The sequence below is a fragment of the Bartonella bacilliformis KC583 genome, assembly GCF_000015445.1.
Taxonomy (GTDB): Bacteria; Pseudomonadota; Alphaproteobacteria; order Rhizobiales; family Rhizobiaceae; genus Bartonella; species Bartonella bacilliformis.
The window spans coordinates 1,174,485-1,187,830 of record NC_008783.1; the positions used below are offsets into that span (position 1 = coordinate 1,174,485).

13 protein-coding genes are annotated in these 13,346 nt (G+C 40.5%); 1 reads left to right on the forward strand and 12 read right to left on the reverse strand.

Going from position 1 to position 13,346, the window contains the following annotated elements; translation table 11 throughout:
• Positions 1-24 precede the first annotated feature (24 nt).
• On the forward strand, positions 25-3,201 hold the full coding sequence (locus tag BARBAKC583_RS05535) for an autotransporter outer membrane beta-barrel domain-containing protein (RefSeq protein WP_011807413.1): 3,177 nt from the start codon (positions 25-27) through the stop codon (positions 3,199-3,201).
• A gap of 83 nt (positions 3,202-3,284) precedes the next feature.
• Here the strand turns inward: BARBAKC583_RS05535 and BARBAKC583_RS05540 are convergent, their stop codons facing one another.
• The 12 genes from BARBAKC583_RS05540 to BARBAKC583_RS05600 all read right to left on the reverse strand — a co-directional run bounded on the left by BARBAKC583_RS05540 (position 3,285) and on the right by BARBAKC583_RS05600 (position 13,300).
• Positions 3,285-4,337: a hypothetical protein gene (locus BARBAKC583_RS05540; RefSeq protein WP_005767757.1), complete on the reverse strand. Its 1,053-nt coding sequence runs from the start codon at positions 4,335-4,337 to the stop codon at positions 3,285-3,287.
• 252 nt (positions 4,338-4,589) lie between these two features.
• Complete coding sequence (gene fliP / locus BARBAKC583_RS05550; protein ID WP_005767758.1) at positions 4,590-5,342, reverse strand: flagellar type III secretion system pore protein FliP; 753 nt, start codon at positions 5,340-5,342, stop codon at positions 4,590-4,592.
• On the reverse strand, positions 5,339-5,836 hold the full coding sequence (locus BARBAKC583_RS05555; protein ID WP_005767760.1) for a flagellar basal body-associated FliL family protein: 498 nt from the start codon (positions 5,834-5,836) through the stop codon (positions 5,339-5,341). The genes fliP and BARBAKC583_RS05555 overlap by 4 nt, the downstream gene beginning before the upstream one ends.
• 93 nt (positions 5,837-5,929) lie before the next feature.
• A complete protein-coding gene (flgH, locus tag BARBAKC583_RS05560; protein WP_005767762.1) occupies positions 5,930-6,622 on the reverse strand; it encodes a flagellar basal body L-ring protein FlgH in 693 nt (230 codons plus the stop codon).
• Between the two features lie 64 nt (positions 6,623-6,686).
• On the reverse strand, positions 6,687-7,451 hold the full coding sequence (locus BARBAKC583_RS06990; protein WP_011807415.1) for a MotE family protein: 765 nt from the start codon (positions 7,449-7,451) through the stop codon (positions 6,687-6,689).
• Positions 7,452-7,519: 68 nt separating this feature from the next.
• Positions 7,520-8,758, reverse strand: coding sequence for a flagellar basal body P-ring protein FlgI (locus BARBAKC583_RS05570; protein WP_005767766.1), 1,239 nt, complete (start codon positions 8,756-8,758; stop codon positions 7,520-7,522).
• Positions 8,758-9,216: a flagellar basal body P-ring formation chaperone FlgA gene (flgA, locus tag BARBAKC583_RS05575; protein WP_005767768.1), complete on the reverse strand. Its 459-nt coding sequence runs from the start codon at positions 9,214-9,216 to the stop codon at positions 8,758-8,760. The genes BARBAKC583_RS05570 and flgA overlap by 1 nt, the downstream gene beginning before the upstream one ends.
• A 5-nt stretch (positions 9,217-9,221) precedes the next feature.
• Positions 9,222-10,010 (reverse strand): flagellar basal-body rod protein FlgG, encoded by a 789-nt coding sequence (gene flgG / locus BARBAKC583_RS05580; RefSeq protein WP_005767770.1) that lies wholly within the window; start codon positions 10,008-10,010, stop codon positions 9,222-9,224.
• Between the two features lie 57 nt (positions 10,011-10,067).
• A complete protein-coding gene (gene fliE / locus BARBAKC583_RS05585; protein WP_005767773.1) occupies positions 10,068-10,400 on the reverse strand; it encodes a flagellar hook-basal body complex protein FliE in 333 nt (110 codons plus the stop codon).
• Between the two features lie 76 nt (positions 10,401-10,476).
• Positions 10,477-10,890: a flagellar basal body rod protein FlgC gene (gene flgC / locus BARBAKC583_RS05590; protein ID WP_005767776.1), complete on the reverse strand. Its 414-nt coding sequence runs from the start codon at positions 10,888-10,890 to the stop codon at positions 10,477-10,479.
• A 2-nt stretch (positions 10,891-10,892) separates the two neighbouring features.
• Positions 10,893-11,279, reverse strand: a complete 387-nt coding sequence (gene flgB, locus BARBAKC583_RS05595) for a flagellar basal body rod protein FlgB (RefSeq protein WP_005767779.1) — start codon at positions 11,277-11,279, stop codon at positions 10,893-10,895.
• A gap of 407 nt (positions 11,280-11,686) precedes the next feature.
• On the reverse strand, positions 11,687-13,300 hold the full coding sequence (locus BARBAKC583_RS05600; protein ID WP_005767781.1) for a flagellar protein export ATPase FliI: 1,614 nt from the start codon (positions 13,298-13,300) through the stop codon (positions 11,687-11,689).
• Positions 13,301-13,346: the final 46 nt, after the last annotated feature.

Sequence of the window (13,346 nt, forward strand, 5' to 3'; positions counted from 1 at the left end):
AAATGAATACTTAGGAGTGCGTAGGTGTTAAAAAAGAATATCTTATTATGTACAGTTGCTGGAACCTTGTTGTGTTCTAATTTTAATGTAGCTTTTGCTAGTGTCCCTGTGGATGAAATAAAACCAAACAGTTGGGAGAGAATAAAGACAGACGTACGAGTACAAGGTTTGTATGGTGCTGATGATCCAGGTAGGGTGGACTTTTTGGATGATCAGGCGAATTATGGATGGGGGATTGCGAAGAAGATAGAAAAGCTGCAGCGAGATGTATCTGCTTTTTCAAAGCAGATGTTAGACTTTGAACATCAGGTTAGTGATCTTGCGCAAGGTAACGAAGGTAAAGCTTTGTTAAGACAAGAGCAAGATAGTATGAAGAATACGGTGCAAGCTTTGCAAGGTAGGGTGGAATACTTGAAAACTCAGCTTGATTCTGAGTTGCAAAAACAAAATGGACAAAAAGATCAATTGGAACAAAATAAAGTTGAGGTGAACAATTTTTTAGCTCGAGTGAAAGACTTTCAAGATCAGATTAAATGGTTTGGTGATGTTCTGGCTAGCTATGATAGCGAAGCTGAATTAGCTGGTAATCCAGTTGGTGATTCTTCAATTGTAGTTTCTAATGTGGAATATCCAGGCCAAATTGTAACCATTAAAGATACAAAAATTCATGGAGAATTTCCTATGATCGTATCGGAGGGCGGTACAATTTACGGAGTGAATGTTAATACGTCCGAAGAAGCGATGGTCGCTTTGTCCAACTTAGGGGGTAGATTTGAACTGTATAATTCAGATATCAACGTCGCATGGCGTGAGAGTGCTGGTATCGTATTTGCGTCAAAAGATGCAAATGATCATGTAGTCAAATTAGTTAACACAAACATTCATGTTGAAGATGGTGTTGGTATCTTTGGATCCACTTTTGGCGATGTAACAGGTCAAATCAGTCTTGAAAATTCAAAAATTAGCGCTGATATTTTGGTAAAAAAAGAAGATGCAAATCAATCCCCTCTTCATCTTACAATCACAGCTGATAATTCTGTCTTAAGAGGTGGAATAAGAACAGCCCTGGAAGAAAGAGCGAGTGTAAGAGCAGTCCTGGGAGAAAGAGAAGGAGTTAGAGATCCTCAAGATACTCAGACCGATCAACAAAGACAAGATGTTTTGAGCCTTCTTTTGCAACGAAACAGAGGGCAAAGAGTTCAGCTGGAAGCAGGAGCTTTAGAAGTTCAGAACAATCAGCAGGTAAATGGTGTTCAGCAAGTATTAGGAAATCCGGATATTAATGTGCAAGCACAAGCAAATCAGGATTCTACGCAAGTATCAGAGGCTTCGACTGTTGCTTTGGCGGTATCAGAAATTTCAGGTGAACCGACTTCTCAGCCAAGGCTAACAGTTTGGGATGCTCCGCAAGGAGTGACAGTTTTGGGTCCTCGGGTAGAGCTTGCACCTCGGCAGCAGCAAGTAGATCCGAGTACTCAGACAGGAAGTACATCACTAAGCACAGTAAATTTAGATCTGCGTAATAACAGTAAGTGGTATTTAACGTTCAGTAAACACGAAATGGACGATGTAAGTTTGGAGTCTAAAGACGAAACACGGATTGAAAATAGAAAACGGCGGTTAAGTTCTGATCTTTCCTCTCTTAAGGTCCATGATAGTTCCGTTATTTTTGTTGAACCCAAAAGCAGTAATCATTACAAAACTTTGTATGTAGGGTTTGATAATCCTGAAAGGAATGTCTACGTTGCAAAGGGTGATGCAAGGTTGCTTATCAATGCTGAGTTAGATGATTCTAAAAAAATAGGAAATTTAAAGAGCGATCAGGTTATCGTTAGTGGGAATGTTATAGGTAACACTACGATTCATGTTCAAGACATGACAAACAGTGAGCTTGTTAAGCTTCCTAAGATTACTCACAGACCTTCTATTTTAGCTGCATCTGAGGGAATTATCCCCTTGAATGAAAGAGGAGTTTCAGTTGTTCAGGTTTTTGGAACAGCAAAGGAGGATTCCTTTAAGCTAAGTGATCCATATATTACACTCGGTGGTTCGCCTTACAAATATGTGTTAAAAGCTTATGGGCCAGGATCACAACACGGGGAGTCTCGTGAAGCGGACGTTAGTGCTGTGTATGACCTTCTTACAGCCAATTCTTCAGAAAGTCCTGCTTTTTGGGATTACCGCTTGCAAAATGAATATATTGACTCTGATAGATATGTGAGCGCTATTGTACCGCAGGCTGCAAGCTATTTAGTGATGTCTAATGCTGTATTCTCTTCGGGATTGGCCGATGTAATCAATCACAACACGCTTATAACGAGCATGCAGAAAAATCCTGTAGAAAAGAAAGGTGAGCAATTTGCTATCTCGCTCTCTTCTTATGGAAACAAATTGACCTTATCATCTGACCGTACTCCTTTTGATTACGGTTATCACGCAGATGTTAACTATGGTGCGTTGCAAGCAGGTTTGTCATTGGTTGAATGGGATAATAAAGATAGCATTACGCATTTCGGTCTTTTAGGGAATTATGGTCGCTTATTCTTCACTCCGAAGGATGTGCCTGATTCTGATGAAAGTAACCTGAATAAATGGTCAGTTGCAGTTTATAGTAGTACGCAACACTATGATGGCTTTTATGCAAATGCACTTATATCCTATGGTATGATGAAAGGAACTATTACCAATGCTGTTATTGGTGATACAGCAACCATAGATGACGCAAAAGCATGGAATATTTCTTTAGCTCTCGGTAAAAAAATTGATACCGAAGTTAAAGGGGTTAGATTTGAACCAGAAGCGCAGCTTGTTTATCAGGGTTTGAACTTTGAGACCATTTCAGACATTGATAAATTTGATGTTGATATGGATGACCCTCGTCAATGGTTGGTGCGTGTTGGTGGACGTGTAAGTAAGATTATTCCTATGAATAATATTATTCCTATGGGTAATAAGAATGATTTTGTTTCGCTCTACACCAAACTACACCTCATTAAAACTTTTAGTGATAACAGTACAATAACGATGGGTGATCAGTTCCATGTTGATTCTGTGGGATCTTCACTTGAAGGTGGATTGGGATTTGTTAGCGAATTTTCTAATTCTCTCTCTCTTCACAGTGAGATCAGCTACCGGTGTGCATTGCAAAGATCTGGTACATCAGGAACTTCTTTTTCAGGTGGAATACGCTATCGTTTCTAAACGATATCAAGTCACCTTTATACAAGAGGCAGCACAGTGTGCTGCCTTTTTTTTTAGATCTATATTCCACGAAAAAAGGTCTTTTATCGATGTAAGAAAGTCATCATACTTTGACTATTATGATTCGCAATTGGCAATCTTTGAAGGCTAAGCTGTTTGCGTATTTCTAAAATAGAAAGGCGGATCGATGCAGCATCGCAGTTAGTATCAATCAAAGCTTGAGTGTCTGAATTGAGAGTCTGAATCAAGAGTTTCACACATGCTGGCTGAGTGTCAATTAAAGCAATTGCAAAATTTATTTTTTTTTCTGTAATCAAAATCGCAATAATTAAATACTGAACATTTTTTTGAAAACTATTAAAAAGAATCATTTGTGCTTCAAAAGATAACGAAGCAATTCCTTGTATAGTCACAAAATCCGTCATAGAAATATTATCTGTAATGACTTTAAACCGGGCTTTTGCTTGACTCCACGCGCCACTATCCCTTGTGCTTTCATCAACAGCTTTCTGAGCATTGTTATAAATTGTTTCATTGGCCAATGAAGGATCCGCTACATAATATGCTTTTGCCTTTATAAGAGCGTCTTCTAATTTTTTAAAATCTTGATATGCTGTCTCAAAAATTTCTCGAGCTATCGAAAAATTCTCTGTTGTTCCTGTCTCAAAAATAGGTGTCAAAACACCTTGAGATATATCAATCGTACCGTTAGCATCAACAACACCAAAATTGAATTCTGGACCACCAATTTCAATAATATCTGAGAACCCCTCACTTCTGTTATAAGAGGAAGGCACCCTGATTTTTATACCACCATTGGTAAGAATATTGCTTTTCTTTAAAATAGACGCTCGAATAATATGAGAGATTTTTTTCACATTTTTTGCGATGGTTTCTTGCATTTTTGCAATATCTGCTGAGCCCTTTTCGCATGGATACACAATCGATTTTTGAATTTCGGCTAACAAATCTCTTGTAATATCGATAATAATTCTTGCCGTATTAACCTGCTCTCTGCTGAGTTGAAGAACATCAAGAACCGAAACCACTGTACCAATCTCATATTTTATCATGGATCCCATCGACCCATAGGTGACATCATCTGAGATACCGTCAAAACGTAAGTTTATTTCCATATGATTTTACGCTTCATTTAAATGATGATGGGATGGATGATTTACATATCAATAATCTTGTAGTGATTATGATATCCCCCAAAGAAAAATAAAGAGACTGTACGAACTATTCTTATACAAAGATTAGAATAATTTGTATAAATTTATAAAGTATATTTAGATTAAAATTATCAATTTATCATGATTTTAAAGTATTTTAATTATAATAAGCCAATATAAACACAGTAAAAAACTTTATTATTAAACTATAAATTAAAAAGACCTTATTAAACTACCAACTAATAGGTTCCATCCGTCAATTAATACAAAAAATAAAATTTTAAAGGGTAGAGAAATCACTGTTGGCGGAAGCATCATCATTCCCATTGACATGGTTAATGTTGCCACCACAAGATCTATCACCAAAAAAGGCAAAACAATAAGAAAGCCAATCTCAAACCCACGACGTAATTCAGAAATCATAAAAGCAGGAACCAGGATGCGAAAATCGATATCGGCACCTGTTCTCACCTGAAAAGAAGGATCAGAAAGGTCCACAAAAAGATCAAGATCTTTTTCACGGACTTGCGATATCATAAACTCACGAAAAGGTTGACTGATCTTATCGATCGCTTGCTGTTCAGTGATTTCATTTTTCATGAGAGGTTGCACCCCCTGCTCCCACGCGGCATTAAATGTTGGCGCCATCACATAAAAAGTCATAAATAAAGCCAAGGATATCATGACAAGATTAGGAGGTGTCGTTTGCAATCCTAACCCTGAACGTAAAAGTGAAAAAGCAATGGCAAAACGAGTAAAACTCGTCACCATCATGAGCAAACCGGGTGCAACTGACAAAACAGTCAATAAACCGAATAATTGAACAATCCATCCACTCACGGATCCCTCAACAGATGGAAGAAGCCCAGCAAGCCCACCAGGACTTGCCGCACCTGTTTGTTGAGCAAAAGCATCTGGTATAGCCAATACCAGCATCAACACAATAAGACTACTCAACCGTCTCATTGTTCTATTACCAAATTGGAAATTAAAATATTGCTGATTTTATCGCCAGAACGAATTTTAGCACGATCAAAAAGGTCCGAGCGCAAATGCATCAGCCCAGATGGCCCCTTCACCTGATCGATTGTTATTTGACGCAGAAACGCTAAAAAATCACTCGATATATTAGCTACCTCAGTTGAGGAAATAGTTTCACCAGATTTAACAATCAAAGCAATTTCGACCCGAATCCAAGCCTTTTCTGGTGATGCCATATTCGTTACAAGAGGAGGCAAAACAACCGTATGGGTATCAGCCATGATTTTACTCGCTGGAATAGCGATTGAAGAGTCTTTAGAAGCACCAGAAGTCTGCCTAATTTCTTGACTCACCCATAAACTTAAAAACCACCCAGCAGCCCCAGCAATCAATGTTAAGATAAGTCCAACAATCAAGAGTGTTTTCACACTATTATCTTTGTTGACTGTTGCCTCTTCTTGTTTTGGCTCTTTATCCATAAAAACCCCTGTTACAAAAAATAATGCAAGTCATTGACTGCCTTTTGTCTTTCATCAGTCATAAACCCAATAAAAACCTGAGATGATCATCAATTAAAAAGGCGAAATTTGATTTAATAACTGCTGACCATAGGGAGGTTGTTGTATTTCACTTATACGCCCACGCCCACCATATGAAATGCGTGCTTCAGCAATTTTATCATACTCAATCATGTTATTGCCTGAAATGTCACGTGGACGAACGACCCCTGCAATATTGAGAATACGCAATTCATGATTAACCCGAACCTCTTGTGAACCGCGAATAATTAAATTCCCATTGGGCAAAACATCAGTCACAATTGCAGCCACAGACAAGCGAATATTTTCTTGCCGCTCAATCTTGCCATCCCCTTTAGATTGGTTTGATGACTCACCTTCAAGGCTCCCTGCAATTCTATCCATGAAAGAATATCCCGTCCCAATGGTATATTTAGAACTAGAATCACTCTTTAGGTCGCTTTTATTATTCAAACTAGCGCGATCATTAATTGATATTTGCACAGTTAACACATCACCCGGCTGCATAGCCCGTGGATCACGAAAAAAGCTATTCCCGCTTGCACGATAAAGTGAATAATTGCTCTCCCTCGGGGGCAATGGATAGGTCTGCGCTGTACGCGAAGGAGCATAGCCTAAATCTGCACGCACAGGTGAAAAATCTGGAACCGAATTAAAATCTTTCGTATTGTATGAACAAGAAGTCACTATCACTGATGTAAAAATGATGCCAAACACCAAATACAATCGAGAATATTGTTTATCCTTGTATTTCATCTGTTTTTACTTTCATCATTACTTTTTTAACAATCTAATTGACAGGATTCTTTCTCGCTGAAAATTGTTGTGCACTAACCAATATTTGAGTCAGTTCAGCTGACTTTTCAGGGGGTAATTCATTCATAATAGTGCTCGATACCTTGGGGCTAAGCTTCAAAACAAGTGAAGCCGCAACAAGACTATTCATCAAAGCTAATTGAGCTGCTGCTGCATCAGGACGCATTTTTGATAAAACTTCAACCAAAGAGTCTTCTGCCATGGAGATAAAGTCATTGCGCCTTTTGAGCCAAGTTTCATATTCTTGTTGTTTTTCTTCCAAAGTTTTCACACGCTCACTAATTTGATCACGCAATTGTTGCAATTGTTGACGTTGCAATTGGAAACGTGCATCCGCAGCCTGACTGCCAATATTGCTACAAAAACGTTCTATTTCTTCCGTGTTCATCCCAGACATGCCCTCTATCAACGAAGCAGTAGAGGCTATTGTTTTTGTAGAAGAAGCATCTGAAGGCACTGTTGCCTGGGCCACCTGCTTGAGAATAGATGGAGACTCTGATGTTGAAAAAGCGGTTGTTTTTGGGGAAGCATCTGCAGACACTGCTAACTGAGCCACTTGTTGGGGAACAAGTTGAGGCTCGCTTATCAAGGAAACAGAAGGGGAAAATGTTTCCGAAGCAGCGTCTGCAAATACTTTTGACTGAGCCACCCACTGAGAAGTGGAGTGAAACTCTTGTCTTTGTTGTGCACGCACTGTAGATGAAAATATTGGCACCGGAACTGAATTTGGTATAGGCACAGTGCTCCCTATTCCACTAACGGTCAACATTGCCATAAAAAAAATGAAAAAAGAAAAACGTAACTGTATCACTGTACTATCAGCTCCGCATGAAGAGCGCCTGAGGTTTTAATAGCCTGCAAAACCGCTATAATTGCTGTTGGTTTAACACCGATTTGATTAAGTCCTTTAACGAGATTGTCTAAATCGACCCCATTGAGAATACCTATATTGGAGGGTGGCTGTGCTATATCTACATTAGTTCTTGGCACAATAACCGTATTCCCCTCAGCAAAAGGATTTGGCTGCGAAACAAGCGGATCTTCTGTGACACGAACTGTCAAACTTCCATGGGAAATCGCAACACGTGAAACACGCACTTTTTCACCAATGACAACAGTTCCCGTGCGCTCATCAACAACCACACGTGCTACTTCATCTGTAGGAATAGGCAATCTTTCAATTTCAGCAATAAAGCGCGTAATTGAAATATTGCGAGGTTTACTCAACACAATGGTTTTTGAATCTCTCTCTTTCGCTACACCCTGCTTGTAACGTTGATTAGAAAAAATATTAATTAAATCTGTCACACGAACTGCTGTTGAAAAATCAGAGTTGCGTAATTCTAAAATAATCTCGTTACTCTTGTTGAAATTGCCTTCAATTTTTCTCTCGACCAACGCACCATTAGGAATACGACCCGATGTTGGTACACCTTGTGTTACACTCTCTGCCACGCCTTGGGCACCAAAACCAGAAATCACCATATTTCCTTGCGCAACAGCATAAGTTTTACCATCTGCACCAAGCAGTGGGGTCATCACCAACGTTCCCCCTTGCAAAGATGTTGCATCGCCTAACGAAGAAACTGTCACATCAATCCGTGAACCTGGTGTCGCAAAAGGTACCATTTCAGCCGTCACAATAACAGCAGCGATATTATTAGCACGCGATGCACCAGCAGGAGGACTAATCCCCAAATTATCAAGCATAGCCCGCATAGATTGCTCTGTAAAAGGTGAATTTCGTAAAGAATCCCCTGTACGATTTAACCCAATCACCAAACCATAGCCAACCAATTGATTGGAGCGCACACCTTGAATTTCTGCAATATCTTTCAAACGTGCCACAGCACCTGGGCGTGCTAAATCAGAATAATGCATCTGACTAGGATCGCCGCCTGATCCTAATAAAGCAGCATCCGACTCAACTGCAGAGTTATAGCGCGTTCCTTCCTCTTGTCCATTCGCAAAAATCGGAAAAAAGACAGCAAAAAAGCTAAACCAAAAAGCCAAAAAATAATGAAAGAGATGATGATACACTCTCATTATGACCCCACCCTCACGCTACCATTTTGTAAGACAGTTCCCATCACAATGCGCCCTGAATCAGCATTGCGCACTCGAACAACATCCCCCGAAGACCCTGACTGCAACACCACACCAATAGCAGTGATTTGTAAATTATCTGACTGAAAAATCAATTTGATTGTCTGACCACGCTCAACCAAAACCGGATCACCCAAAGCAGTAAGGGCAATAGGACGCCCCGCTCTTAAAGGACGGGTTGCAACCTTATTCAGAACCTGCTTCATATCAATGACATATAAAGAAGCAGCTTCAGACTTAATAATAAAATTCTTTTCGCTTAAACCGACATCACTCACACGCTGACCAACATAAATTGACCGCTCAGGAACAAGAAAACTAACCCGATCAGCATAAGCCGCAGTCAATAAACAGAGTGAGAAAAAAACATTCACCAGCAAAAGCGAAAGTTGTTTCATGGTCTTTACCTTAGATTTTTGGAAACAACTGCTGCCATTTCATCGGACGCTTGAATGACTTTGGAAGTCATTTCATAAGAGCGCTGCGCTGTAATCAGCTCGGTAATTTCTTTTACAGGATCCACATTGGAAGCTTCCAGCGTAGCTTGCATAATGCTGCCATAGCCATCTTCTTTTGGATTGCCTGGTACTGGAGCACCAGAAGCTGGTGTCTCACGGAAAAGATTGTCCCCTACCGGCTCTAAACCAACCTCATTAACAAAATTAACTAAATTAAGGCGGCCCGCTTCTACAGGATCAGCCTCCTCAGCAGGTTTATAAAAAACCGTTCCATCAGGGCTCACTGTGATACTCTTGCTGCCAATAGGAATGGTGATAGCCGGTTGCACAACATTTCCATCTAATGTGACAACTTGTCCTGTTTCACTCAAATTAAAAGCACCGGAGCGCGTGTAAAAAACATTGCCATTAGGGTCTTGAATTTCAAACCAGCCATTTCCGTTAATCGCCAAATCCAACGCATTTCCAGTTTGAATAAAAGCACCTTGTGTGTTGACCGTACGAACGGCTGCTGTGCGCACCCCCATACCTACCATAACACCTTCAGGAACAATGGCTTGATTCATCATATTGGGAACACCAACAGCGCGATCTGTGACATACATTAAATCAGCAAATTCTGCGCGCGCACGCTTATACCCTGTGGTATTAATATTTGCCAAATTATTTGCAATCACATCAAGATTAGTTTGCTGTGCAGCCATCCCTGTTGCAGCAATTGACAGTGACCTCATGACCATAGTTTTTTCCCCTCATATTCTCAGCTCTATCCAGAAAAACCGAAATAGATGTTAAATTTGCATCCGGCTTACTTCGAGATAAGCTTGCACCATCTTATCGCGCAAAGCGATGGCCGTACTTAACGATTGTTCCGCTTCCATGACTGAAGAGACAATCTCACGCACCCCAATATCGTTCCCAGAAATCTTCCCCATAGAAAGGCTTTCTGCTTTTTGTAATTTAGTGCCAACAGATTCTGTAATTTTAGCGAGAACTTGATCAAAACTGGCTGTATTTGCACCCTCACTTAATATATTTTGCCTATTGTTGATGCTATTCATTAGCCCACCTTCTGGCCCTAATGAATTCGCACGCATCGCAATAGAAGTAAGTGCCCCGATCATTTTTTATGCTCCTCAAAAGATTCAACTATACAAAATTCGTAAACAAAGTGATGAAATTGCCTCATGAGCTTCTTTATCATTTCAACAAATCAATCGTCTGTGATACCAAATCGCGCACTTGGCGAATAACTTGTAAATTCGCTTCATAAGAACGGTTCGCTTCACGCATATCAGCCATTTCTATCACCGCATTGACATTGGGATATTTAACATAGCCATTGCTATCTGCAGCCAGATGACCTGGTTCATAACGCATAATAAAAGGGGCTTTATCAACACCAATACGCTTCACATGCACACCTTGTGCATCAACATAAGGATTAAGAGCAGTTTCAAAACTGACTGTTTTGCGTCGATAAGGTGCTGCCCCCGGTGCTCGCCCTGTTGAATTGGCATTAGCCAAATTTTCAGCGATAATACGCAAACGTGTTGATTGAGCCCCCAACCCTGTTGTCGAAACCCGCTCTGCTATCATTAAAGGATCAGACATTCTTAAGAGCCTCCTCTAACCGTTAACATTGTCATTCGGTGAAAAGCTTTAACAATCGCAGTATTGAGAGACATTTCTCGACCAATAGCCGCACCTTTACTCATTTCTTCTTCTAAATTGACATTATTACCAGAATGGGTCACCCCTCCTGCATTGTCAGGTCGAATAACTTGCGCTTCCATGCCATTTTCTGTCAAATCCATGTGCTGCACATGGGTTACTTTCATAGAGATTGCTTTATTTTGCACAATATCGGTAAAATTTTGGACATCACGAGCCTGATACCCTGGGGTATTAGCATTTGCTACATTACTCGCAACAGCCTTTTGACGGACAGAAAGCCATTCTGCCTGTTTACTGGCAAGATCAAAAAGATTGACCGGATCCATTACTGAAGCCCCCCATTTATATTAGAGCCAGGTTATACGAGAGTCAGAATAAAAAAGAAATCTTGTGCGAGACTTGCCATTGGTTCTTTTTAAGAAAGTAACAAGAATATTAATTATATTGGTTAAATTAAGCTTAGCACAGCTAAAAAAGCAAAATAAAAAAACAACAACTGCTTCAAGCTTGTAACATCACAAAGATCCGCTGTTCGCCTATCCATCATAGGAGCCTTATACTAAAAGATCTCACCAATCTCCTCACCTTCAATAAATATTGTGCAGAAAAAAGCCTCTGATTCTCAATTTTCAGACTATTATGGTATTGTGCACCCAAGCTATGATTAAATTTTTACATCATTGAATTCTTACAGGCCATTCTTAGCTGTTTGCAGCTCTCTCGCGTTCAGCCATTATTGACTTTTCAATAACTTCGCTAATTCATCATAAGGATTACGAACAAGAGGAGTATCAATATTTTGGTTCATAGCAGCATAAATGGATGGCACTAAATGAACAGCTTGATCGAGAATATGATCCGTTCCTGGGCGATAAGCCCCCATGGCACGCAAATCGCGTGTTTCTTCATAGCGAAAAATCATTTCCTTCAAACTTTGCACTAATATCCGCTGTTCACCCGTCCAACTATGCGATGCCAAACGTGAAATAGAAGAAGAAATATCAACAGCAGGAAACCGCCCCTGTGCAGCAATCGCACGATCCAGCACAATATGACCATCCAAGATCCCACGAATGGCATCAGCAATAGGATCATTATGATCATCCCCATCAACCAGTACAGCATAAACACCGGTGATAGACCCCTTGCCTTTTCTTCCCGGACCTGCTCGTTCTAATAAGCGTGGCAATTCGCTAAAAACACGCGGCGGAAATCCACGTGATACAGGAGGTTCATGCGCAGAAATAGCAATTTCACGCACAGCCAAGGCATAACGGGTTATTGAATCGACCACTAATAAAACATTATCCCCCAGGGAAGAAAAATATTCAGCAATTGTTGTGGCCATAATAGGGGCTAAGCGCCGCATCATTGGACTTTCATCACTGGTTGCAATCACGGCAACGACCTTATCCAATTTATCCTGCAACGTATCATCAAGCATATCACGCACTTCACGACCACGTTCCCCCGTAAGCGCTAAAACAACTTTATCGAAATGATCAGCTTGCATCATCATCGACAAAAGCGTTGATTTCCCTACTCCAGAGCCAGAAAAAATCCCTATGCGCTGTCCAAAACAAAGAGGCGTAAAAATATCAATCACCTTAACGCCCGTACGCAACCCATTTCCCACACGTGCACGTGCAAGTGCTGGGGGTGCATGCGCCTCAACCGCCATCGGAGAGGAACCTAAAAGAAGTGCTCCCTTCCCGTCAATTGCCTCACCAAAAGCATTCACAACCCGCCCACACCAAGAAGCATCCGGTGCAACGAAGAGAGGACCTTGCGGAAAAACAGAAGCTTTCAGAACCGGAACAATCGTTTCATCATAAGGTTTAATCAAAACACTTTCTTCATTAACACGAATAATTTCACCCCGCACAGTCTGTGTCCCACATTCAATACACACAGTATCACCAAGAAAGACAGATTGTGATAAACCACGCGCGGTCAATATCCCACGCGCGACATCACTTATCACCCCTCCTTGATTTATAGAATGAGAAGAATACTCACAGTTATGGGTAACAAAAGACAATAAGCGACTTAAAGCAGTAGGGAAAACACGTGTTGCCTCCCTTTTATCCCCTGAAGAAGCCTCTAATGTCTCTTCTTGAAAAGTCTCTAATGCTAAAGCAATAGGTTCCTTGGTCTTGTCTTCCCCCTTACCCCTTGCAGAAACATTTCCTACATCTGTTGTCTGGGAGGATTCTGGTGCTAAAGCATTTAACGATTTCATGCTCTCTTCATCAGAAACTTTTAAAGAAGGACTAAGCCCATCTGTCTGAACAGCTTCTAATGTTGAAGTAACGGTGAGCGTGGAATCATTTTGGCTATTATGCATTGGCGCAACATACTCTTGCTATAAAAGTCCCCTACGATATAAAGGC

Bases quoted from the DNA above. Each gene is read 5' to 3' on its own strand.
- BARBAKC583_RS05540 (WP_005767757.1), bottom strand. From the start codon at position 4,337: ATGGAAATAAACTTACGTTTTGACGGTATCTCAGATGATGTCACCTAT.
- fliP (WP_005767758.1), bottom strand. From the start codon at position 5,342: ATGAGACGGTTGAGTAGTCTTATTGTGTTGATGCTGGTATTGGCTATA.
- BARBAKC583_RS05555 (WP_005767760.1), bottom strand. From the start codon at position 5,836: ATGGATAAAGAGCCAAAACAAGAAGAGGCAACAGTCAACAAAGATAAT.
- BARBAKC583_RS05570 (WP_005767766.1), bottom strand. From the start codon at position 8,758: ATGAGAGTGTATCATCATCTCTTTCATTATTTTTTGGCTTTTTGGTTT.
- flgA (WP_005767768.1), bottom strand. From the start codon at position 9,216: ATGAAACAACTTTCGCTTTTGCTGGTGAATGTTTTTTTCTCACTCTGT.
- flgG (WP_005767770.1), bottom strand. From the start codon at position 10,010: ATGAGGTCACTGTCAATTGCTGCAACAGGGATGGCTGCACAGCAAACT.
- fliE (WP_005767773.1), bottom strand. From the start codon at position 10,400: ATGATCGGGGCACTTACTTCTATTGCGATGCGTGCGAATTCATTAGGG.
- flgC (WP_005767776.1), bottom strand. From the start codon at position 10,890: ATGTCTGATCCTTTAATGATAGCAGAGCGGGTTTCGACAACAGGGTTG.
- flgB (WP_005767779.1), bottom strand. From the start codon at position 11,279: ATGGATCCGGTCAATCTTTTTGATCTTGCCAGTAAACAGGCAGAATGG.
- BARBAKC583_RS05600 (WP_005767781.1), bottom strand. From the start codon at position 13,300: ATGCATAATAGCCAAAATGATTCCACGCTCACCGTTACTTCAACATTA.